The organism is Microbacterium sp. LjRoot45 (assembly GCF_964253325.1).
In the GTDB taxonomy this organism is placed as follows: Bacteria; Actinomycetota; Actinomycetes; order Actinomycetales; family Microbacteriaceae; genus Microbacterium.
The window spans coordinates 702029-722639 of record NZ_CAXUQM020000001.1 but is presented as its reverse complement, the minus strand read 5'-3'; the positions used below and the strand labels follow the sequence as shown (position 1 = coordinate 722639).

Sequence of the window (20611 nt, the reverse complement as noted above, 5' to 3'; positions counted from 1 at the left end):
CTCAGGACTTGACATAGGGCACGCCGTCGGCGGCCGGGGCGCGAGACTTCCCCACGACCCCGGCGACGACGAAGATCGTGACGAGGTACGGGAGCATGAGCATGAACTCGCTCGGCACGGGCGAACCGATGACGCTCAACGAGTTCTGCAGGCTCGACGCGAATCCGAACAGCAGCGCCGCGAGTGTCGCCTTGATCGGGTCCCATTGCCCGAAGATGACGGCGGCAAGCGCGATGAAGCCCGCTCCGGCGGTCATCTCCTTGTTGAACGCGATGCCGTTGCCGATCGTGAACACGGTTCCCCCGAGTCCGGCGATCGCACCGGCGAGCAGCACGTTCCAGAACCGCGTCGCATTGACCTTGATGCCGACCGTGTCAGCGGCCTTCGGGTGCTCGCCGACGGCGCGCAGCCGCAGACCCCAGCGGGTACGGAACATCGCGAACCACACGACGAAGACGATGACGTACATGAGGTAGACGAGGATCGTCTGGCGGAACAGCACGGGACCGATGACGGGGATGTCGCTGAGCAGCGGGATCGGCAGGCGCTCGAGCCGTGGCGGGGTGTTGAGGGTCGCCGCGTTGGGCTGCAGCACCTGCGAGTACAGGAAGCTCGTCAGCCCGGTGACGAGCACGTTCAGCACGACTCCGACGATGACCTGGTCGACGATGTACTTGATGGCGAACGCCGCGAGCACGAAGGCCACGAGCGCTCCGGCGACCATCGCGCCGACCATCCCCAGGAGGGGCTGTCCCGTGATGGTCCCGATGATCGCTGCCGTGAAGGCCCCGGCGAGGAGCTGTCCCTCGATGGCGATGTTCACGACACCGGCACGCTCACCGATGACACCCGCGAGCGCACCGTAGATGAGGGGAACCGCGAGGGTGAGCGCCCCCGAGAGCAGGCCCGGGACGGGCAGCGCCGCTCCGCTGGCCGCCCACGTGAGGAAACCCACGATGGCGACGACGACGAACAAGACCACGAGCCAGAGCGGCGAACGACCGGCGCTGCGCACGAAATACGTCGACAGGGCGGTGAGCAGGGCGAGCAGGACGAGGCACACCACGACCGTCGCGCCGACGGGCACCACGAGGTCGGGGAGGGCGAGAGCGTCCTGCGCCGTGGAGAGCCGGAAGGTTGTCTCCCCGCCGCGCGGGGCAGCGAAGATCAGCACCGCGAACAGCACCGAGAACACCGCGAGTGCCACCGGGGTCTTCCAGCTGCGGATCACGGTCGTCTCCGGGAGGACCGCGTCGGTCGAGACGGCAACATTGCTCACGAGGCCACCTCCTCAGCCGCGACCTGCGCTTTCAGCGCCTTCTGCCTCGCCTTCTCCTGCCGTCGGCGATCACGCTCGGGCGAGGGAAGGAAGAAGATGGTGCGCACGAGCGGCGGCGCCGCGATGAACAGCACGATGACCGACTGGACGACGGTGACGATCTCGACGGGGATCTGCTCCGCCGCCTGCATAGAGTACCCGCCGGCCTTGAACGCGCCGAACAGGATGCCGGCCGCGAACGTCCCCCACGGGGTCGAGCGTCCGAGGAGAGCGACCGTGATGGCGTCGAAGCCGATGCCGGCGTCGATGTCGGCGGAGAAGCCGCTCGTGATCGTGCCGAGCACCTGATTCACGCCGGCCAAGCCTGCCAGCGCACCGGCGATCAGCATCGCGTACACGTACATGTTCTTCACGTCGATGCCCGCGACGCGCGCAGCGTTGGGGTTGAGGCCCACGGCCCGGAAGCGGAAGCCGAGGCTCGAACGGCTGAGGATCCACCACACGACCACCGTTGCGAGGATCACGAGGATGAATCCGAAGTGGAGGTTGAACTGCTCGCCGAACAGCAGCGGGAAGACCGCCGTCTCCTTCATCGGAGGCGTCTTCGGGTTGTTGGAGCCGGGCGCCTGGAGGAGCCCGGGGGTGCGCAGCATCCACGAGATCAGATAGAACGCGACGTAGTTCAGCATGATCGTCACGATGACTTCGTGCGCTCCGGTGCGCGCCTTCAGGAGCCCGGCGATGCCGGCCCACATGGCCCCGCACAGCATGCCCACGAGGACAGCGACGGCGAGGTGCAGCGGGAACGGCAGGTCGAAGCTGAAGGCGACCCACCCGGCGCCGGCGGCAGCCATCAGCATCTGGCCGCGGCCACCGATGTTGAACATGCCGACGCGGAAGGTGAGCGCGACACCGAGGCCCGCCGCGATCAACGGCGTGGCGTAGGTGAGGGTCTCGGTCAGCGGGCGGATCGCGCGCGCGAAGGTGGGCGCCCCGAAGTTGTAGATCGAGCCCTGGAACAGTGCGGCGTAGCCGCCGCCGACCGCGTTCCAGATCGCGACGAGCGTGTCACCCGGGCGGGCGAAGAAGTAGGCGGACGTGGCCTGGACGTCCTTGTCCGTGAAGGCGATCATGATGCCGCCGACGATGAGGGCGAGCACGATCGCGAGCACGGAGATGATGGCGTTGCCCTGCGTGATCCGCAGCCAGGTCTCGTGCCATCGGGAGGGCGGGGGCGTCTCCGGCGCAACCGGCGACGCCGGTGGGAGTGTCGGGGTCTGGGCGCTCATGCGGCTGCTCCCTCGGTCGGCGTCTCTCCGGCCATCATCAGGCCGAGGGTCTCGCGCGGCGTGTCGCCCGGCACGATGCCCACGATGCGGCCGCGATACATCACCATGATGCGATCGGCGAGGGCGGCCACCTCGTCGAGCTCGGTCGAGACGACCACGACGGGCACACCGGCATCCCGCGTCTGCACGATGCGCTTGTGGATGAACTCGATCGAGCCGACGTCGACACCGCGTGTCGGCTGAGCGGCCACCAGCAGCGACAGCTCGCGGCTGAGCTCGCGCGCGAGCACCACCTTCTGCTGGTTGCCGCCGGAGAGGCGGCCGACCGCGGTATCGATTCCCTGGGCGCGCACGTCGAACTCGTCGAACTTCTCCTTCGCGAACTCCGCGAGGTAGGCGCGCTGCACGGTGCCCGCGCGCACGAACGGGGCACCGTTCGCGCGATCGAGCATGAGGTTCTCGGCGATCGTGAACTCCCCCACGAGTCCGTCCTCGTTGCGGTCCTCCGGCACGAAGCCGACACCCGCGTCGAGAATGCGGCGCACGCTCCGCCCCACCAGTTCCTGCCCGTCGAGGGTGATCGAACCACGCACCTGCGGCTGAAGACCGAGGAGGGCCTCGGTGAGCTCCGTCTGCCCGTTGCCCTGCACACCTGCCACGGCCAGCACCTCGCCACCGCGCACCTCGAAGCTCACATCGCTCACGACGACGTTGCCGTGGGGGTCGATGACGCTGAGCTTGTCCACCTTCAGCGCGGCATCGGTGTAGGTGGGAGCGTCCTTGTGGACAGTGAGCTCGACCGCGCGGCCCACCATCATGGAGGCGAGCTCGGCGTTGGATGCCGTGGGGCTCGCCTCGCCGACGACCTTGCCGAGCCGGATGACGGTGATGCGGTCGGCGACTTCGCGCACCTCGCGCAGTTTGTGGGTGATGAACACGATCGATGCGCCGGATGCCTTGAGCTGGCGCATGATGCCCATCAGCTCATCGGTCTCCTGCGGAGTGAGCACCGCGGTCGGCTCATCGAACACGAGCACCTTCGCATCGCGGGAGAGCGCCTTGATGATCTCGACGCGCTGCTGCACGCCGACCGGAAGATCTTCGACCCGGGCGTCGGGATCGACGTCGAACCCGAACTGCGACGAGATCTCGCGCACACGCGCACGTGCCGCCTCGAGGTCGAGAAAGCCGCCGGCCTTCGTCGACTCGTGGCCGAGCATGACGTTCTCGGCGACCGTGAAGACGGGGATGAGCATGAAGTGCTGGTGCACCATGCCGATGCCGGCGCGCATCGCGTCGCCCGGACCTTGGAAGTTCTGGACCTGATCGTCGAGGAGGATCGTGCCCTCTTCGGCGGTGTAGAGGCCATAGAGGACGTTCATCAGCGTCGACTTGCCTGCGCCGTTCTCGCCGAGCAGGCAGTGGATCTCTCCGGCCTCCACGACGAGATCGATGTGGTCGTTGGCGACCAGGCTGCCGAACCGCTTCGTGATGCCGCGGAGTTCGAGCTTCATGCTCCCGATCCTATTGAGGGGGGCGTCGGCGCGCGATCCTCAGTCGATCGCGCGTCGATGCACGGGTGGACGACGCAATGGGGAGACCGGCACGGGACCGGTCTCCCCATTGCGTCAGTGAATACGTCAGCCGGCGAGGTAGGACTCGACGGTGATGGAGCCGTCGATGATGCCGGCCTTGATCTCGTCGAGTTCGCCCTGGAGTTCGGGCGAGACCTTGCTCTCGAAGTCGTGGAACGGAGCCAGTCCCACACCGTCGTTGGACAGCGTGCCGACGAACGGGGTCGCGTCGAACTCGCCGACGGCCGCCGCGTTGACGGCGTCCTCGACACCGACGTCGATCAGCTTGCGGATCGAGGTCAGCAGCAGGTCGGCGACACTCGGGTCGGTCTCGTACACGTCTGCGTCGACGCCGATGAGGGCGATCTCACGGCCGGAGTCACGGATGACCGAGGCAGCCGACTGGTAGATCGGGCCACCGACGGGCAGCAGCACGTCGACACCCTGGTCGACGAGACCCTGAGCAGCGTTGATCGCGTCCTGGTTGGCGGTGAAGGCACCGGTGAAGACACCGTCCTGCTTGTCGCGGTCCCAGCCGAGCACCTCGACGTTGTCGTCCTTCTGCTCGTTCCAGTACTCGACGCCCTGGGCGAAGCCGTCCATGAAGATCGAGACCGTCGGGAAGTTCATGCCACCGAAGGTGCCGACCTTCTTGGCGGTCGAGTACGACGCGGACGCGTAGCCGGCGAGGAACGCGGCCTGCGAGGTGTCGAAGATGATCGGCTTGATGTTCGGCGAGTCGGTCTTGCCGTCGAAGTCGGTGTCGACCGTGTCGTCGATCGAGACGTACTCGATGTCGGGGTTGGCCGCGGCAGACTCACCCGCAGCCGACGCGAGAGCAAAGCCGACCGTGATGATCAGCGTGCAGTTCTGGTCGACGAGGTTCGTGAGGTTCGGCGCGAAGTCGGACTCCGAGTCGGACTGGACGGTGGTCGGCTCGTCGAGGCCGAGCGCCTCGGTCGCGCGGACGAGGCCCTCGTAGCCCAGCTGGTTGAACGACTTGTCGTCGAAGCCACCGGCGTCGGAGACCATGCAGGGCTTGAAGCCGTCGACGACCGCGGCGCCGGAGGGGCTCTCGCCGCCACTGGTGGGGGCGGTCTCGGGAGCCGACGCACAACCGGCGAGGGCCACGAACATGCTGGCGGCGAGGAAGCCGCCGAGCACGCGCTTACGGGTGGAAATGGTCAACTGTGCCTCCACGGACGAAGACCCGCGGACTTCGCGGGTGTGCACGTTGAAGTTACCTAGTGTGTCGACCGATTTGCACGCTGAGCAGGCCGGTTCAGCCGAATGGTTACAAAGACGCAATGAACCCGTCACGCGGGCGGCATCCTGCTCAAAATCCCGAACCCGGGGCGGCGCGGCGCTTCTCTCAGAGCACGTCGCCGCGACCGGTGAGCTTCAGCGCATCGACGACGCCCTTGACCCGCTGAGCGTGCTCGCTCGTGGTCACCAGGAGCGCATCGGGGGTGTCGACCACGACGATGTCCTTCACGCCGATGAGGCTGATGACGCGGGTCGTGTGACTGACGACGATGCCGCTGGCGGCATCGGAGAGGATGCGCGCGTTCTCGCCGAGGATCGCCAGGTCGTTCTTGCGTCCGCCCGAGTTGAGCTTGGCGAGGCTGGCGAAATCGCCCACGTCGTCCCAATCGAAGTGGCCCGGGATCACCGCCAGCCGTCCGCGCTCGGCAGCGGGCTCGGCGACGGCGTAGTCGATCGCGATCTTCGGCAGCGTCGGCCACACGCGGTCGACCACCGGGCCGCGCCGCTCGCGGTCGTCCCAGGCCTCGGCGAGCTCGAGGAGGCCCGCGTGGAGCTCGGGCTGATTGGCGGCCAACTCGGCCAGCAGCACGTCGGCGCGAGAGATGAACATGCCCGCGTTCCACAGGTAGTCGCGCGACTGCACGTACTCCTTGGCGGTGTCGAGATCGGGCTTCTCGACGAACCGCTCGACGAGGGCGGCCTCCGGCGCTCCCCCGACGGTGAGCATGTCGGCCTTCTTGATGTACCCGAACCCGACCGACGGCTCGCTCGGCGTGATGCCGATCGTGCAGATGTAGCCCTCGCGGGCGACGGCGACGGCCTGCTGCACCGCCCAGTGGAAGACCGGGAGCACGCGGATCACGTGGTCGGCGGCGAACGATCCGATGATGACGTCGGGGTCGCGACGATGCAGGATCGCGGCGGCCAGCCCGATCGCGGCGGCGGAGTCGCGCGGCTCCGACTCGAGGAACACGTTGGCATCCGGGATGCCGGGCAGCTGCGACTCCACGGCCGCACGGTGAGCGCGGCCCGTCACGACGGCGATGCGATCGGCGCCGGCGAGCGGTTCGAGGCGATCCCACGTATCGCGCAGGAGCGAGTGCCCCGAGCCGGTGAGGTCGTGCAGGAACTTGGGTGCGTCGGCGCGCGACAGCGGCCACAGTCGGCTGCCGACGCCGCCCGCGGGGATGACGGCGTAGAAGTCCTCGATGGGGTCCACCATGTGACGAGCGTACCGGGCACCGCCGACGCCCCCAGGAGAACCGTGACCCCCTCCGAAAGAATGGGGTTTCGTGCCTATCTCTCGATATCGAGAGAACTTAGGCTCCCCTTCCTCGACCCCTCGTGAAACGGCGATCTAGGATGAGATTTGCACTCGTGTGCGACGTCGGGGTCGGAAGCCCCAGGGATGTAGCCGTCCCCGCCGAAGCGAGGTGCCGTTCACACCAAGGGAGGACGACCGTGTCCGCACCAGCACGCGTCATACCGTCGGTAGCCCAGACGACATCCCGGACGCCGCGCGGCACGCTGTACCGCGGCAACGAGGGAATGTGGTCGTGGGTGCTGCATCGCATCACCGGCGTCGCCATCTTCTTCTTCCTGCTCGTGCACGTGCTCGACACGGCGCTCATCCGCGTCGCGCCCGACGCGTACGACGCGGTCATGAGCTCGTACAAGAACCCGATCATGGGCCTCGGCGAGACGGTGCTCGTCGCCGCGATCGTCTACCACGCCTACAACGGCCTCCGCATCATCGCGGTCGACCTGTGGCCGTGGGCGACGCGTCACCAGCGCCAGCTCTGGTGGACCGTGCTCGTGCTCTGGGTCATCACCGTGGGGGGCTTCGCGGCCCGCCACCTCCCCATCGTCTTCTCCGAGTTCGCAGGAGGGGGTCACTGATGTCCGCCGACACCCTGGCCGCGCCCCGCAGCAGCGCCGTCCGCAAGAAGGGCGCCAACCTCGAGAAGTGGGGCTGGATCTACATGCGCGTCTCCGGCGTGCTCCTCGTGGTCCTGATCTTCGGCCACCTCTTCGTCAACCTCATGCTCGGCGAGGGCATCCACGGCATCGACTTCGCCTTCGTCGCCGGCAAGTTCGCCACGCCCTTCTGGCAGTGGTGGGACGTCCTCATGCTGTGGCTCGCGCTCATCCACGGCGCCAACGGCATGCGGACGATCGTCAACGACTACGTCACCGGCCCGCGCGTCCGCACCACCCTCGTCTGGGCGCTGTGGATCACCGCCGGCTTCCTCATCCTGCTCGGCACGCTCGTCGTCTTCACGTTCGACCCGTGCATCCCCAACCTCAGCGACGGCAGCGTCCTGACCGAGATCTGCAAGGCATCCTGACTGTGACTACCGCGTACCCGGACGCCGTCGTGAAAGACGGCGTCCACTACCACCAGTTCGACGTCGTCATCGTGGGCGCCGGCGGCGCCGGCATGCGTGCCGCGATCGAGGCCGGGCCCGGCGCCAAGACCGCCGTCATCTCCAAGCTCTACCCGACGCGTTCCCACACGGGAGCCGCGCAGGGCGGCATGGCGGCGGCGCTGGCCAACGTCGAAGAGGACTCCTGGGAGTGGCACACCTTCGACACGGTCAAGGGCGGCGACTACCTCGTCGACCAGGATGCCGCGGAGATCCTCGCCAAGGAGGCCATCGACGCCGTCATCGACCTCGAGAACATGGGCCTCCCCTTCAACCGGACGCCCGAGGGGAAGATCGACCAGCGCCGCTTCGGCGGTCACACCGCCGACCACGGCAAGACCCCCGTCCGTCGCGCGTGCTACGCGGCCGACCGCACGGGCCACATGATCCTGCAGACGCTCTTCCAGAACTGCGTCAAGCTCGGCATCAACTTCTTCAACGAGTTCTACGTCCTCGACCTCATCACGGTCGGCGAGGGCAAGGACACGCAGATCGCCGGCGTCGTCGCCTACGAGCTCGCCACGGGCGACCTCCACGTCTTCCAGTCGAAGGCCGTGATCTTCGCCACGGGCGGTTTCGGCAAGATCTTCAAGACCACCTCCAACGCCCACACCCTCACCGGCGACGGCGTCGGCGTGATCTGGCGCAAGAAGCTGCCGCTGGAGGACATGGAGTTCTTCCAGTTCCACCCGACCGGTCTCGCCGGCCTCGGCATCCTGCTCACCGAGGGCGCACGCGGCGAGGGCGCGATCCTTCGCAACGCGTCGGGCGAACGCTTCATGGAGCGCTACGCACCAACGATCAAGGACCTGGCGCCGCGCGACATCGTGAGCCGCTGCATGGTCCAGGAAGTGGCCGAAGGCCGCGGCGCCGGCCCGCACCGCGACTACGTGCTGCTGGACTGCACGCACCTCGGCGCCGAGGTGCTGGAGACGAAGCTCCCCGACATCACCGAGTTCGCGCGCACCTACCTCGGCGTCGATCCCGTCGTCGAGCCCGTGCCGGTCATGCCCACCGCCCACTACGCGATGGGCGGCATCCCCACCAACAACGACGCGCAGGTGCTCAGCGACAACACGACGGTCGTCCAGGGCCTGTACGCGGCGGGCGAGTGCGCGTGCGTGTCGGTGCACGGATCGAACCGTCTCGGCACCAACTCGCTCCTGGACATCAACGTCTTCGGCAAGCGCGCCGGGCGCCACGCCGTGCAGTACGCGCAGACGGCCGACTTCGTGCCGCTGCCGGAAGACCCTGCCGCCGAGGTGCGCGAGATGCTCGAAGGACTCCGTCACAACCCGGGCACCGAGCGGATCGCGGTGCTGCGCAAGACGCTGCAGGACGAGATGGACCGCAAGGCCCAGGTGTTCCGCACCGACGAGTCGCTGGGCGACGTGCTCACCGTGATCGCCGACCTGCGCGAGCGCTTCAAGAACGTCCACGTCGACGACAAGGGCAAGCGCTTCAACACCGACCTCCTCGAGGCCGTCGAGCTCGGGTTCCTCCTCGACATCGCCGAGGTCGTCGTCGTCACCGCGCGCAACCGCAAGGAGAGCCGCGGCGGCCACATGCGCGACGACTTCCCGACGCGCGACGACGAGAACTACATGCAGCACACGATGGCCTACCTGTCGGGCGACCCGCACTCGTCGCACGCCGAGGACCACATCCGCCTGGACTGGAAGCCGGTCGTCTTCACGAAGAACGAGGCCGGCGAACTGCGATACCCCCCGCTGGAGAGGAAGTACTGATGACGCTCGTCGCCGATGCTCCGGAGACCGCGAACGACACCGGCATCCAGTCGTTCCTCGTCACCTTCATCATCCGCCGCTTCGACCCCGAGGTCGACAGCGAGCCGCGCTGGGTCGACTACGACGTCGAGCTCTACTCGACCGACCGCGTGCTCGACGCCCTCCACAAGATCAAGTGGGAGGTCGACGGCTCGCTGACCTTCCGCCGCTCGTGTGCGCACGGCATCTGCGGTTCGGATGCCATGCGCATCAACGGGCGCAACCGCCTGGCCTGCAAGACGCTCATCAAGGACCTCGACATCTCGCAGCCGATCTACGTCGAGGCGATCAAGGGCCTGCCGCTGGAGAAGGACCTCGTCGTCGACATGGAGCCCTTCTTCGCGTCGTACCGCGAAGTGCAGCCGTTCCTCATCTCGAACTCGAAGCCCGAGCCGGGCAAGGAGCGCATCCAGTCCATCGTCGACCGCGAGGTCTTCGACGACACCACGAAGTGCATCCTCTGCGCCGCGTGCACGTCGTCGTGCCCGGTCTTCTGGACCGACGGACAGTACTTCGGTCCTGCCGCGATCGTCAACGCGCACCGGTTCATCTTCGACTCGCGCGACGATGCCGGCGACGTGCGTCTGGACATCCTCAACGACAAGGAGGGCGTCTGGCGCTGCCGCACGACCTTCAACTGCACCGAGGCCTGCCCGCGCGGCATCGAGGTCACGAAGGCGATCGCCGAGGTCAAGCAGGCGGTGCTGCGCGGTCGCTGAGGTGCTACGCGGTCGCTGAGGTGCCGCGGAGCCCCCGCTACGCTGGTCGCGTGAGCGACGATCGCACCGATCTCTGGCGGGAGCGCTGGGAGCAGTCCGCCATCCGCGAGCGCCTCGACGAGCCCATCGAGCGCGCGACCGAGTTGACCCGGAAGACGCTCGCCTGGTTCCCGATCCGCGTGTGGCGCCACTTCCTGCGCCACAACGGATTCCTCCTGGCGGCAGCGATCAGCTACCAGTCGATCTTCACGATCTTCGCGGTGCTGTACGTCGCCTTCGCCGTGGTCGGCCTGTGGCTGGGCGGTAGCGAGTCGGCCATCGACGGGCTCGTCGGCCTCATCAACTCCTACATCCCGGGGCTCATCGGCACCGACGGCACGGGCCTCGTCTCTCAAGAAGCGGTGGCGGAGATCGCCGGCAACGCCTCGGGCGTGCTGGCGGTCACGGGTGCCGTGGCGGTGGGCGTCGCCGTGTGGACCGCGATCGGCTTCGTGACCTTCACCCGGCGCGCCGTGCGCGACATCTTCGGGCTCCCCTTCGACAGCCGCAGCTACCTGCTGCTGAAGGCGCGCGACTTCGTCGCGGCAGCCCTCTTCGGCGGCGCCCTGCTCCTGGGCGCCGGCCTCGGCTGGGTCGCCGGTGGGGCGATCGACCTGCTGTTCCGGATGTTCGGCGGCGACCTGTTGCCCGGCTGGGGCAACGTCGCGAGCCGACTGGCATCCCTCCTCATCGCCCTCGTCATCAACACGGCCGCTCTGGCAGGGCTCATCCGGCTGCTCACGGGTACATCGCTGCCGTGGGGACGCATCTGGCCGGGCGCGCTGTTCGGCGGCGGTGCGCTCATCGTTCTCCAGCTCGGCGCGGGCTTCCTCCTGTACTACACGCCGGCCAACCCGCTCCTGGCGACGTTCTCGGTGTTCATCGGCTTCCTCCTGTGGTTCCGCCTCGTCGGGATCGTGATCCTCGTCGCGGCGTCGTGGGTCGCCGTTTCCGCGCGTGACCGCGACGTCCCCCTCGTGCCGATGAGCGAGGCCGAACGCCGCGCCGCCGAACGGGAGGCGCTCCTGGTCGCCGCCCGCGTGCGGGTGCGGGAAGCACATGTGGCACGGGGCGCAGCGCCGTGGTGGCGGCGCTGGGCGGCCGACCGCGATGTGCGCCGGGCGGAGGACGAGCTCGCTCGTATCGAAGCCGACGAGAGCATCTCGACGTCGGGGCCCCTCGCTAGGCTCGACGGGTGACTCGCACGCTCCGCATCGCCTCTGTCAACGTCAACGGCATCCGTGCCGCCGCCCGCAAAGGCATGCTGCCGTGGCTCGAGACGGCCGACGTCGACGTGCTCACCCTCCAGGAGGTCCGAGCCGAGGCCGCCGATCTCGCCGCCGCGCTCCCCGGCTGGCACATCGTCAACGACGAGGCCCTCGCAAAGGGCCGGGCCGGAGTCGCGATCGCGGCGCGCGAACCGCTCGACATCTGGCGGATCGACCTCGCCGGTGCCGACAGCGAGCTCGACACGCGCGGCCGGTGGGTGGAGGCCGACATCGACGTCGACGGCGCCACGATCACCGTCGTCAGCGCCTACGTGTTCACGGGTGAGGCCGACACCGAGAAGCAGGTGGCGAAGTACGCGTTCCTCGATGCGATGGAACGGCGGATGAGCACGATCGGCGACCTCGGCATCATCACCGGCGATCTCAACGTCGGGCATCGAGAGTTCGACATCCGCAACTGGAGAGGCAACGTCAAGAAGGCCGGCTTCCTCCCCCGCGAGCGGGCGTATTTCGACCGTTTCACGGGCGCGGCGGGCACGACGGTCACCGGGGTCGACGGGTCGACGGGAGCCGGACTCGGGTGGGTAGACGTGGGGCGGCGCTGGGCCGGCGAGGTCGACGGGCCGTACACGTGGTGGTCGAACCGCGGCAAGGCGTTCGACAACGACACGGGCTGGCGGATCGACTATCACCTGGCGACGCCGCAGCTGGCAGAGCGGGTCGTCGACTATCGCGTGGTGCGCGCGCCTTCCTGGGACACCCGCTGGAGCGACCACGCCCCCGTCGTCGCCGACTACCGGTTCTGACGCTCCCCGGAGCGGAGGCCGTGGCATCCGCTCTCCTAGACTGGACGGGTGAGCAAACCCCGCCTGTACTCCGGAATGCAGCCCTCCGCCGACTCCCTCCAGATCGGCAACTACATCGGGGCGCTCATGCAGTGGCGCGACCTGCAGCAGGCGTACGACGCGTTCTTCTCCGTCGTCGACCTGCACGCGCTCACGCAGCCGAACGACCCGGCGGAGCTGCGCGAGAAGACTCGGCGCACCGCGGCGCAGTACATCGCGGCCGGCATCGAACCGTCGAAGTCGACCCTGTACGTGCAGTCGCACGTGTCGGCCCATGCGGAACTGCAGTGGATCCTGTCGACCCTGACCGGCTTCGGCGAGGCCGGACGCATGACCCAGTTCAAGGACAAGTCTCAGCGCTACGGGACGGATGCCACCAACGTCGGCCTCTTCACGTATCCCGTGCTGATGGCCGCCGACATCCTGCTGTACCAGACCGACATCGTGCCTGTCGGCGACGACCAGAAGCAGCACGTCGAGCTGACGCGCGATCTCGCGGAGCGCTTCAACTCACGCTACGGCCAGGCCTTCACCGTTCCCACGCCCGTCATCCAGAAGGACACGGCACGCATCTACGACCTCCAGATGCCGACGGCGAAGATGTCGAAGTCGGCCGAGTCGGATGCCGGTGTGCTCTGGCTGCTCGATGAGCCCTCGGCATCCGCGAAGAAGATCATGCGCGCCGTCACCGACTCCGAAGGGTCGGTGCGATACGACCGCGAGAACAAGCCGGGCGTCTCGAACCTGCTCGTGATCTACGCCGCTCTCTCGGGGCGCCAGATCGGATCGATCGAGGACGAGTACGCCGGCCGCGGTTACGGAGACTTCAAGAAGGGTCTCGCGGACGTGGTCGTGAACGAGTTCGGGCCTGTGCGCGAGCGGGCTCTCGAGCTGCTCGCCGACCCGGCCGAACTCGACCGCGTGCTGGCAGCGAACGCGGCGCGCGCCGACGAGGTGGCCGACGCGACCCTCGCCGACGTGTACGACAAGGTGGGCCTCCTCCGCCGCGTGTGACCGCTGCTCCGGGCGGTCAGATCGGAGGGTATCTGCCGTTCGGAGGGCGAATCGGCGGGAACGGCCCTCCGAAGCGCTGAAGTCCTCCGGTGCGCCTGGCCGTCGCGCCGCCGGCGGTTCACGCACGGCGCCGCCGGCCACGCGGTCGCATCGCGGGCGGATAGGGTCGGGGCATGCAACCGGTCACCCTGTCCACCGCGCGGCTCGTGCTGTCCGTACCGACGGAAGAGGACATCGACGCGATCTTCGCCGCGTGCCAGGACCCCGACGTGCAGCGCTACACCACGGTTCCGTCGCCCTACCGTCGGGAGCACGCGGAAGGCTTCGTGGAGAAGGTCGCCGCCTGGTGGGATGCCGGTTCCGAGGCGACGTGGGCAGTCCGCCGCGACGGCGTGCTCGCGGGGATGGTGGGGCTCCACCGGCTCGGGCGCGGACACGGCGAGCTCGGGTACTGGATGACCGCCGGAGCCCGCGGCCAAGGACTGCTGACCGAGGCAGCGCGCGCCGTCGTCGACTGGGGGTTCTCCCCCGACGGCCTGGGCCTCGCTCGGATCGAGTGGCGCGCCGTCACCGGCAATATCGCGTCGGCGCGCGCCGCCCGCACCCTCGGGTTCCGCTACGAGGGCCTGCTGCGCCAGGCACTCCTCCACAGCACCGGACGCCGCGACGACGCATGGATCGCCGGGCTCCTTCCGGGCGACGACCGTACCCCGCAGGACTGGCCGGTCCTGGCGACCTGACCGGGAGTCGGCGCGCAGTGGCAGGATGGCGTCATGCCTGAGATGCCGGAGGTGCAGGGTCTCGTCGACTTCCTCGACGGGCGGTTGCGCGGCCGCACGGTCACGAAAGCAACCGTGGCGAACATCGCCGCCTTGAAGACCTACGACCCGCCCATCGACGCGCTGAAGGGTGCGACGGGGGCCGGAGCGCGCCGTCACGGCAAGTTCATCGACATCGAGACGGATGCCGGAGCCGAAGGCGGCGTGCCGCACCTGATCTTCCACCTGGCGAAGGCGGGCTGGCTGCGCTGGTACGACGAGCTGCCGGGGACCGTCATCCGTCCGGGCAAGACGCCCATCGCCCTGCGCGTCGGGTTCGATGACGGCTCCGGCTTCGACCTCACCGAGGCCGGCACGAAGAAGTCGCTCGCCGTCTACGCCGCGCGACGTCCGGACGACGTGCCGGGGATCGCCCGCCTGGGGCCGGATCCGCTCGATCCCGGTTTCACGCGCGAGACCCTCGCCGCCCTCCTGGCGGGCCGGCGCACGCAGATCAAGGGCGTGCTGCGCGACCAGTCGGTCGTCGCCGGCATCGGCAACGCCTACTCCGACGAGATCCTGCACGCGGCGAAGATGTCGCCCTACGCCCTGGCGGCGACCCTCGACGACGCCGAGGTGGACCGGCTGTTCGCGGCGATCCACGACACTCTCACCGACGCGGTCGCCACGGCATCCGGCAAGCCGCCGGCCGAGCTGAAAGACGCCAAGCGGCGCGGGATGGCGGTGCACGGCCGACGGGGCGAGGCGTGCCCCGTGTGCGGCGACGAGGTGCGGAGCGTCTTCTTCGCCGACAACAGCCTCGAGTACTGCGCGACGTGTCAGACGGGCGGGAAGATCCTTGCCGACCGCCGCCTGTCGCGGTTGCTCAAGTAGACGTCACTCCGTCGTGCCCATGAGGATGCGGGCATCCTCGTCGACCCAGTCGATCGACTTCGTGACGGCCTTCTTCCACTGCCGGTAGCGGCGGGCGCGCTCATCGGCATCCATCTTCGGCTCGAACCGCGCGCCCTCCTTCCAGTGCGTGCGCAGCTCGTCGCGGTCGCGCCAGACGCCCACGGCCAGCCCGGCGGCGTACGCCGCGCCGAGAGCCGTCGTCTCGACCACCTCGGGCCGCACGACCGGGATGCCGAGGATGTCGGCCTGGAACTGCATGAGGGCGTCGTTGCGGGTCATGCCGCCGTCGACGCGCAACTCGTCGAGCGTGTGACCGGAGTCCGCCTGCACGGCCTCGATGACGTCGCGGGTCTGGAACGCCGTCGCCTCGAGCGCGGCGCGGGCGATGTGGCCCTTCGTGACGTAGCGGGTGAGGCCGACGAGAGCGCCGCGCGCGTCGGGGCGCCAGTACGGGGCGAACAGCCCCGAGAAGGCGGGGACGAAGTAGGCGCCGCCGTTGTCGTCGACGGTCGCCGCGAGCGATTCGACCTCTTCGGAGCTGCGGATGATGCCGAGGTTGTCGCGCAGCCACTGCACGAGGGAGCCGGTGACGGCGATCGACCCCTCCAGCGCGTAGCGGGCGGGCTCGTCGCCGCAGCGGTAGGCGACGGTCGTGATGAGCCCCGCGCGCGAGCGGACGAGCTCGGTGCCCGTTCCGACGAGCAGGAAGTTGCCCGTGCCGTAGGTGTTCTTCGACTCACTCGCGTCGAACGCGGTCTGTCCGAACGTCGCGGCCTGCTGATCGCCGAGGATGCCGGCGATGGGGATGCCGGTGAGCTCGCCGACGGCGACCTCGCCCACCACCTCCGACGAGGAACGGATCTCGGGCAGCATGGCGCGGGGCACGCCCCAGACCTCGAGCAGCTCGTCGGACCAGTCGAGGGTGCGGAGGTCCATGAGGAGGGTACGGCTCGCGTTCGTGACATCGGTGACGTGGATGCCGCCGTCCGCTCCGCCCGTGAGGTTCCACACGACCCAGCTGTCGGGGGTGCCGAAGAGGAGATCGCCGGCCTCGGCCGCCGCACGTGCACCCTCGACGTGGTCGAGGAGCCATGCGAGCTTCGACGCGGAGAAGTAGGTCGCGAGCGGAAGGCCGGTCTGGTCGGCGAACGCGTCGACACCGCGCGCGGAGATGAGCCTGTCGACCGCCGGCTGCGTGCGGGTGTCCTGCCAGACGAGCGCGTGGTGCACCGGTGCGCCCGTGTGCCGGTCCCAGACGACCACGGTCTCGCGCTGGTTGGTGATGCCGAGGGCCGCGATCTGCGAGGCCTCCAGCCCGGCGTTGTCGAGCGCCTGCGCGAGCACCCACTGCACGTTGGTCCAGATCTCCGACGCGTCGTGCTCGACCCGCCCCGCCCGCGGGAAGATCTGCTCGTGCTCGCGTTGCGCGGATGCCACCGGCGACCCCGAGGCGTCGAACACGATCGCCCGCGTCGACGTCGTTCCCTGGTCGAGCGCGATCACATGGCTGGACATCGTCGTCTCCTCTTCACGGACTTGCCTGCACGGCCCCGACCGGCCCGTCCGAAGCGGGAACGGGTCGAGGCATGCTCTGCCACGCTATCGCGTGGTGCTCTCCACACGGTCGGACGCGTCGGGCTCGGCGGCGGGCTCTGCGCAGCGCACGGCGGCGAGCGCCCGGGCGACCTCGGCCTCGGTCTGCGCGTCGTTCCAGCCGAGCACGGGCGCGATGACCGCGGCGACCTCCGCGGCCACCGCCTCGGTGGCGTGCCCCACGAACGCGATGCTCGTGCGCCGCTGCAGGACGTCGTCGAGGTGAGCGACGTGCTCGGAGCGGGCGAGGTGACGAAGTTCGCCGGTGCTGTACGTCGGCAGGGTCTCGAGAGGGCGGTCGTCGTCGCCGAGAGCGGCGATGACGTCGGCCGCGACGGTGCCGTACCGGTCGAGCAGCCGTGCGGCCCGGTCGATGCCGAGGACGCGCGCGTGCGGTTCGAGCCACTGGCGCCGCGCCCGCTCGTTCTGCGGGTAGCCCGCACCGCCGCCGATCGGCATCCCCTTGGTGGACGACCGCCGCGGCACGGCGAGCAGGTCCATCACGCGGTCGGCCAGGTGCGCGGCCGACGCGCGGAACGTGGTCCACTTGCCGCCGACCAGGCTCAGCACCCCGGGACCGGCGTCGCCGCCGAGCCGCTGCATCTCGATGCGGTAGTCGCGCGAGACGAAGCCGGGAGCGAGGTCGCCGTGGCCCGGGAGCGGGCGGACACCCGCGAAGCGGTGGACGATCTGCGAGCGGTCGACGCGGATGCCGGGGAAGACATGCCCGATGAGGTCGAAGAAGTAGTCGACTTCCGCATCGGTGCACACGATCGGGTCACCCATGTCGTGTTCGAGGTCGGTCGTGCCGACGAGCACGCGGCCCTTCAACGGATAGATCAGCACGATCCGCCCGTCGGAGTGCTCGAAGAACAGCTCCCGACCGCCCGTGGCCGCGAGCAGTTCCTCGTGGTCGAGGACGATGTGGGACCCCTTCGTGCCGCCCATGTAGCGGGTGGGGTCGCCGAGCGCCGCGTTGGTGAGGTCGGTCCACGGTCCCGACGCGTTGACGATGACGGATGCCGTGAACGCGAACTCCTCGCCGTCCTCCCCCCGCAGCAGCACTTTCCCGTCTTCGGCACCGACGGCCGCGGTGTAGTTGGCCGCGCGTGCCCGTTCGCCACCGGCGGCGACGCCGTCACGGAGCACGTCGATCGCCAGCCGTTCGGGGTCGTGGAGCGAGGCATCCCAGTAGGTCGCCGTGTAGCGCACGGTGGGATCGAGCTGGGGAAGCTGCTCGAGCGACCGGCGCCGCCCGTGGAAGGTGTGGCGGGGCACCGTGCCCTGACCGAAGATCCCCCCGCCCCGCGAGAAGGAGTCGTAGATCACGAGTCCGATCTTGATGAGCGCCGCCCCGCGCTCGCGCGGCTTGCCCCCGCCGTGACGCAGGAAGCGCAGCGGCGCGGACAGGATGCCGGACAGCGTCGAGTAGATGGGGATCGTCGTCTGCAGCGGCCGCACGTAGTGGGGCGCGATCTTCAGCAGCCCGTTGCGCTCGGTGACCGCCTCGTGGACGAGACGGAACTCGCCGTTCTCGAGGTAGCGGATGCCGCCGTGGATCATGTGGCTCGAGGCCGCCGAGGCGCCGGAGACGAAGTCATCGCGCTCGACGAGGGCGACGTCGATGCCCTGCAGCGCCAGGTCGCGGAAGGTCGCGAGGCCGTTGATGCCGCCGCCGATGATGAGGACGTCGGCGTAGGGGCGGCGGGCGAGATCGGCGTGCGGGCGAGGGTGCGAGGTGTCGTGTGAGGTCATGAGTGTTCCCCTATCGAGGCTACGCGGTGGCGGCGACGTCGAGCGCGCGGACGTCGAGGAGGAGGGCGTTGCCCGGCGACAACAGCGGGACGGTGAGCGCCCCCGCCGCGAGGACGGTGCCGGGCAGGACGATGCCGGTCGCGATCCACGGTGGCGGGGCGTCTTCGATGGCGTGCGCGGGCACGCCGAAGTCCACGACCTCGACGCGGTACACGGCGTCGGGATCGAGCCCGGGAAGCGTCAGCGGTGCCGGCAGCGCCGCGTCTGCGCTGTCGAGTGCGGCGTAGCAGTACAGGGCGCGGCGGCGATCCGGGGCGACGACGCCGTGCAGGAGCGCGCTGTCGCCCGGAAGGTCGGCGTGCACCGCGCGGCCCGAGTGGAGGAAGTCGCGGTGTGCGCGGTAGTAATGCGCCCAACGGGCGATCGCCGCGCGGTCCGCGTCGCCCACGCGGGTGAGATCGCTCTCGATCCCGGCGTGGAGGAACAGGGCCGTCGCGAGACGGAAGGAGAGGGAAGAGACGCGCCCCGTCGTGTGCGCGCGGGCATCTCCCACGTGGGCACCGAGGTACTCGGGCGGCAGGAGGAGTCCGGTCCACTGCTGGATGCGCTGGCGCACGAGGGGGTCGTTGGTGTCGCTCGTCCAGAAGCGGTCGGCGTGGCGCACCATCTCGAGGTCGATGCGCGCACCCCCGGAGGCGCACGACTCGAACTCGACGTGCGGGTGGGCGCGACGGAGGTCATCCAGGAGGGAGTAGACGGCCCGCACCTGCCCGCCGCTGTCGTCGACGAGGAGATCGCGGTTGTGGTCCCACTTCACGAAGGAGATGGGGTACTCGCGGAGCAGGGCGTCGATCGCGCCGAAGAGGTGCGCGCGCACGTCGGCCTTCGTGAGGTCGAGCACGTGCTGGAACCGCCAGGTCGGCGTGGCGAGATCGCTCAGCAGCCAGTCGGGGTGGGCGCGCGCGAGATCGGAGTCCAGGCTCACCATCTCGGGTTCGAGCCACAGTCCGAACTCCATGCCGAGACCGCGCACGTGATCGATGAGCGGCGACAGGCCGTCGGGCCAGGACTGTGCATCGACGGTCCAGTCGCCGAGCGCCCGCGTGTCGTCGGTGCGGCCCGTGAACCACCCGTCGTCGAGCACGAAGCGCTCCGCGCCCACGTCGGCGGCCGCGCTGGCCAGCTCGGTGAGCCGCGCGAGATCGTGATCGAAGTAGACCGCCTCCCACGTGTTCACCGTGACCGGGCGGGGTGTCATCGCGCCGCGCGTCTCGCGGACCCAGTCATGCGAGCGGGCGGCCACGGCATCCAGCCCTTCGCCCGACCACAGGGCGAACACGGCGGGTGCGGTGTACACCTCACCCGGGGAGAGGCGGAGGCCGCTCAGGCGCTCGCCGGCGCCGAGCACCGACGCGCCCAGGTCGGAGCGTTCGAACCACAGCCGCTTGTCGCCGCTGAAGGCCAGGTGCACCGCCCACACCTCGCCGCGGGAGAAGCCGAAGCCGGGGGTGCCCGCGACCAGGAGGAACGGGTCGTCATGGCCGCTGCGACCATGGCGGGTCTCGCGCAGCCACACGCCCTGCGCGGGCTGCTGGCGTTGCGGCGCCCGCTCCCCCGACCACCGGCCGGAGAAATCGAGCACCTCGCGCGCCCGATCCGGCACGGGGAGCACGACACCCACGTCGGAGAGCGCGAGATCGTCTCTCCCGTCGTTGGTGACCGTCGTGGCGATGTGCAGGATGCCGGAGGAGGTCAGCTCCCACCGAGTGTCGATGCGCGCCGCCCCCCACCCCACGGAAGTATCGATCCGCTGGGTGCCGACGGCGGTCGTGCCGAGCAGCGTGGGACGAGCCCGGGGGCCCTGAGCCCGGGGGCCTCGGACCGCGACCGGCGGCCGGCCCGTCCACCCGTCGGAGATGTCAGGGAGGACGGAGAGCGAGAAGGGGACGTCGATCGAACTCGGCGCGATCGCCGGCACGCGGGCCTCGGCGAACGCGGTGAGCGCGGTCGGGTCGAGCGCGCCGAGGTCGGCGCCCCAGTGGAGGAGGCGGGGCACCCGCGTGCCGCGGGCATCGAGCACGACGCTGACGCCCGCGGCACGAAGGTGATGGATCATCTCTCGA

The 20611-nt window shown here is 69.3% G+C and carries 17 protein-coding genes; 9 read left to right on the top strand and 8 right to left on the bottom strand.

The features are described 5' to 3' along the window. Position 1: 1 nt before the first annotated feature. The 5 genes from ACSQ18_RS03230 to ACSQ18_RS03210 all read right to left on the bottom strand — a co-directional run bounded on the left by ACSQ18_RS03230 (position 2) and on the right by ACSQ18_RS03210 (position 6630). Complete coding sequence (locus tag ACSQ18_RS03230) at positions 2-1279, bottom strand: ABC transporter permease (protein ID WP_436035692.1); 1278 nt, start codon at positions 1277-1279, stop codon at positions 2-4. Further along, entirely contained in the window at positions 1276-2568 is a 1293-nt protein-coding gene (locus tag ACSQ18_RS03225; protein ID WP_436035691.1) for an ABC transporter permease, read from the bottom strand. The genes ACSQ18_RS03230 and ACSQ18_RS03225 overlap by 4 nt, the downstream gene beginning before the upstream one ends. After that, entirely contained in the window at positions 2565-4082 is a 1518-nt protein-coding gene (locus ACSQ18_RS03220) for an ABC transporter ATP-binding protein (protein WP_436035690.1), read from the bottom strand. Before ACSQ18_RS03220 ends, ACSQ18_RS03225 begins: the two co-directional genes overlap by 4 nt. Positions 4083-4208: 126 nt before the next feature. After that, positions 4209-5330, bottom strand: coding sequence for a BMP family lipoprotein (locus ACSQ18_RS03215; RefSeq protein ID WP_436035689.1), 1122 nt, complete (start codon positions 5328-5330; stop codon positions 4209-4211). Between the two features lie 184 nt (positions 5331-5514). Further along, entirely contained in the window at positions 5515-6630 is a 1116-nt protein-coding gene (locus ACSQ18_RS03210) for a mannose-1-phosphate guanylyltransferase (RefSeq protein ID WP_301039420.1), read from the bottom strand. A gap of 239 nt (positions 6631-6869) precedes the next feature. Here ACSQ18_RS03210 and sdhC point away from each other — a divergent pair, with 239 nt between their 5' ends. The 9 genes from sdhC to ACSQ18_RS03165 all read left to right on the top strand — a co-directional run bounded on the left by sdhC (position 6870) and on the right by ACSQ18_RS03165 (position 15119). Then, positions 6870-7307: a succinate dehydrogenase, cytochrome b556 subunit gene (sdhC, locus tag ACSQ18_RS03205; protein WP_144807277.1), complete on the top strand. Its 438-nt coding sequence runs from the start codon at positions 6870-6872 to the stop codon at positions 7305-7307. Further along, positions 7307-7756, top strand: a complete 450-nt coding sequence (locus tag ACSQ18_RS03200; protein ID WP_144807276.1) for a succinate dehydrogenase hydrophobic membrane anchor subunit — start codon at positions 7307-7309, stop codon at positions 7754-7756. The genes sdhC and ACSQ18_RS03200 overlap by 1 nt, the downstream gene beginning before the upstream one ends. Before the next feature lie 2 nt (positions 7757-7758). Beyond that, a complete protein-coding gene (sdhA, locus tag ACSQ18_RS03195) occupies positions 7759-9582 on the top strand; it encodes a succinate dehydrogenase flavoprotein subunit (RefSeq protein ID WP_436035686.1) in 1824 nt (607 codons plus the stop codon). Then, the gene (locus ACSQ18_RS03190; protein WP_144807274.1) at positions 9582-10340 is read left to right on the top strand and encodes a succinate dehydrogenase iron-sulfur subunit; all 759 of its coding nucleotides are present in this window, start codon (positions 9582-9584) and stop codon (positions 10338-10340) included. The genes sdhA and ACSQ18_RS03190 overlap by 1 nt, the downstream gene beginning before the upstream one ends. A 50-nt stretch (positions 10341-10390) precedes the next feature. After that, a complete protein-coding gene (locus tag ACSQ18_RS03185) occupies positions 10391-11578 on the top strand; it encodes a YihY/virulence factor BrkB family protein (protein ID WP_436035684.1) in 1188 nt (395 codons plus the stop codon). Continuing rightward, positions 11575-12414 carry an exodeoxyribonuclease III gene (locus tag ACSQ18_RS03180; RefSeq protein ID WP_436035682.1) on the top strand — a complete coding sequence of 280 codons (840 nt, stop codon included), beginning with the start codon at positions 11575-11577 and terminating at the stop codon, positions 12412-12414. Before ACSQ18_RS03185 ends, ACSQ18_RS03180 begins: the two co-directional genes overlap by 4 nt. A 48-nt stretch (positions 12415-12462) precedes the next feature. Then, positions 12463-13467 (top strand): tryptophan--tRNA ligase, encoded by a 1005-nt coding sequence (trpS, locus tag ACSQ18_RS03175; protein WP_144807271.1) that lies wholly within the window; start codon positions 12463-12465, stop codon positions 13465-13467. A 173-nt stretch (positions 13468-13640) separates the two neighbouring features. Continuing rightward, positions 13641-14207, top strand: a complete 567-nt coding sequence (locus ACSQ18_RS03170) for a GNAT family N-acetyltransferase (RefSeq protein WP_436035680.1) — start codon at positions 13641-13643, stop codon at positions 14205-14207. A gap of 33 nt (positions 14208-14240) precedes the next feature. After that, positions 14241-15119: an Fpg/Nei family DNA glycosylase gene (locus tag ACSQ18_RS03165; protein WP_436035679.1), complete on the top strand. Its 879-nt coding sequence runs from the start codon at positions 14241-14243 to the stop codon at positions 15117-15119. A gap of 3 nt (positions 15120-15122) precedes the next feature. Here ACSQ18_RS03165 and glpK read toward each other — a convergent pair whose 3' ends face one another. From glpK to ACSQ18_RS03150, 3 genes are all read right to left on the bottom strand, one after another. Beyond that, the gene (glpK, locus tag ACSQ18_RS03160) at positions 15123-16655 is read right to left on the bottom strand and encodes a glycerol kinase GlpK (protein WP_436035678.1); all 1533 of its coding nucleotides are present in this window, start codon (positions 16653-16655) and stop codon (positions 15123-15125) included. An 84-nt stretch (positions 16656-16739) separates the two neighbouring features. Continuing rightward, a complete protein-coding gene (locus ACSQ18_RS03155) occupies positions 16740-18488 on the bottom strand; it encodes an FAD-dependent oxidoreductase (protein WP_436035676.1) in 1749 nt (582 codons plus the stop codon). 19 nt (positions 18489-18507) lie between these two features. Continuing rightward, positions 18508-20604: an alpha-galactosidase gene (locus tag ACSQ18_RS03150; RefSeq protein WP_436035674.1), complete on the bottom strand. Its 2097-nt coding sequence runs from the start codon at positions 20602-20604 to the stop codon at positions 18508-18510. Positions 20605-20611 lie beyond the last annotated feature (7 nt).

Bases quoted from the DNA above. Each gene is read 5' to 3' on its own strand.
- ACSQ18_RS03190 (WP_144807274.1), top strand. From the start codon at position 9,582: ATGACGCTCGTCGCCGATGCTCCGGAGACCGCGAACGACACCGGCATC.
- ACSQ18_RS03220 (WP_436035690.1), bottom strand. From the start codon at position 4,082: ATGAAGCTCGAACTCCGCGGCATCACGAAGCGGTTCGGCAGCCTGGTC.
- ACSQ18_RS03225 (WP_436035691.1), bottom strand. From the start codon at position 2,568: ATGAGCGCCCAGACCCCGACACTCCCACCGGCGTCGCCGGTTGCGCCG.
- ACSQ18_RS03150 (WP_436035674.1), bottom strand. From the start codon at position 20,604: ATGATCCATCACCTTCGTGCCGCGGGCGTCAGCGTCGTGCTCGATGCC.
- ACSQ18_RS03170 (WP_436035680.1), top strand. From the start codon at position 13,641: ATGCAACCGGTCACCCTGTCCACCGCGCGGCTCGTGCTGTCCGTACCG.
- ACSQ18_RS03200 (WP_144807276.1), top strand. From the start codon at position 7,307: ATGTCCGCCGACACCCTGGCCGCGCCCCGCAGCAGCGCCGTCCGCAAG.
- ACSQ18_RS03155 (WP_436035676.1), bottom strand. From the start codon at position 18,488: ATGACCTCACACGACACCTCGCACCCTCGCCCGCACGCCGATCTCGCC.
- ACSQ18_RS03165 (WP_436035679.1), top strand. From the start codon at position 14,241: ATGCCTGAGATGCCGGAGGTGCAGGGTCTCGTCGACTTCCTCGACGGG.
- ACSQ18_RS03210 (WP_301039420.1), bottom strand. From the start codon at position 6,630: ATGGTGGACCCCATCGAGGACTTCTACGCCGTCATCCCCGCGGGCGGC.
- glpK (WP_436035678.1), bottom strand. From the start codon at position 16,655: ATGTCCAGCCATGTGATCGCGCTCGACCAGGGAACGACGTCGACGCGG.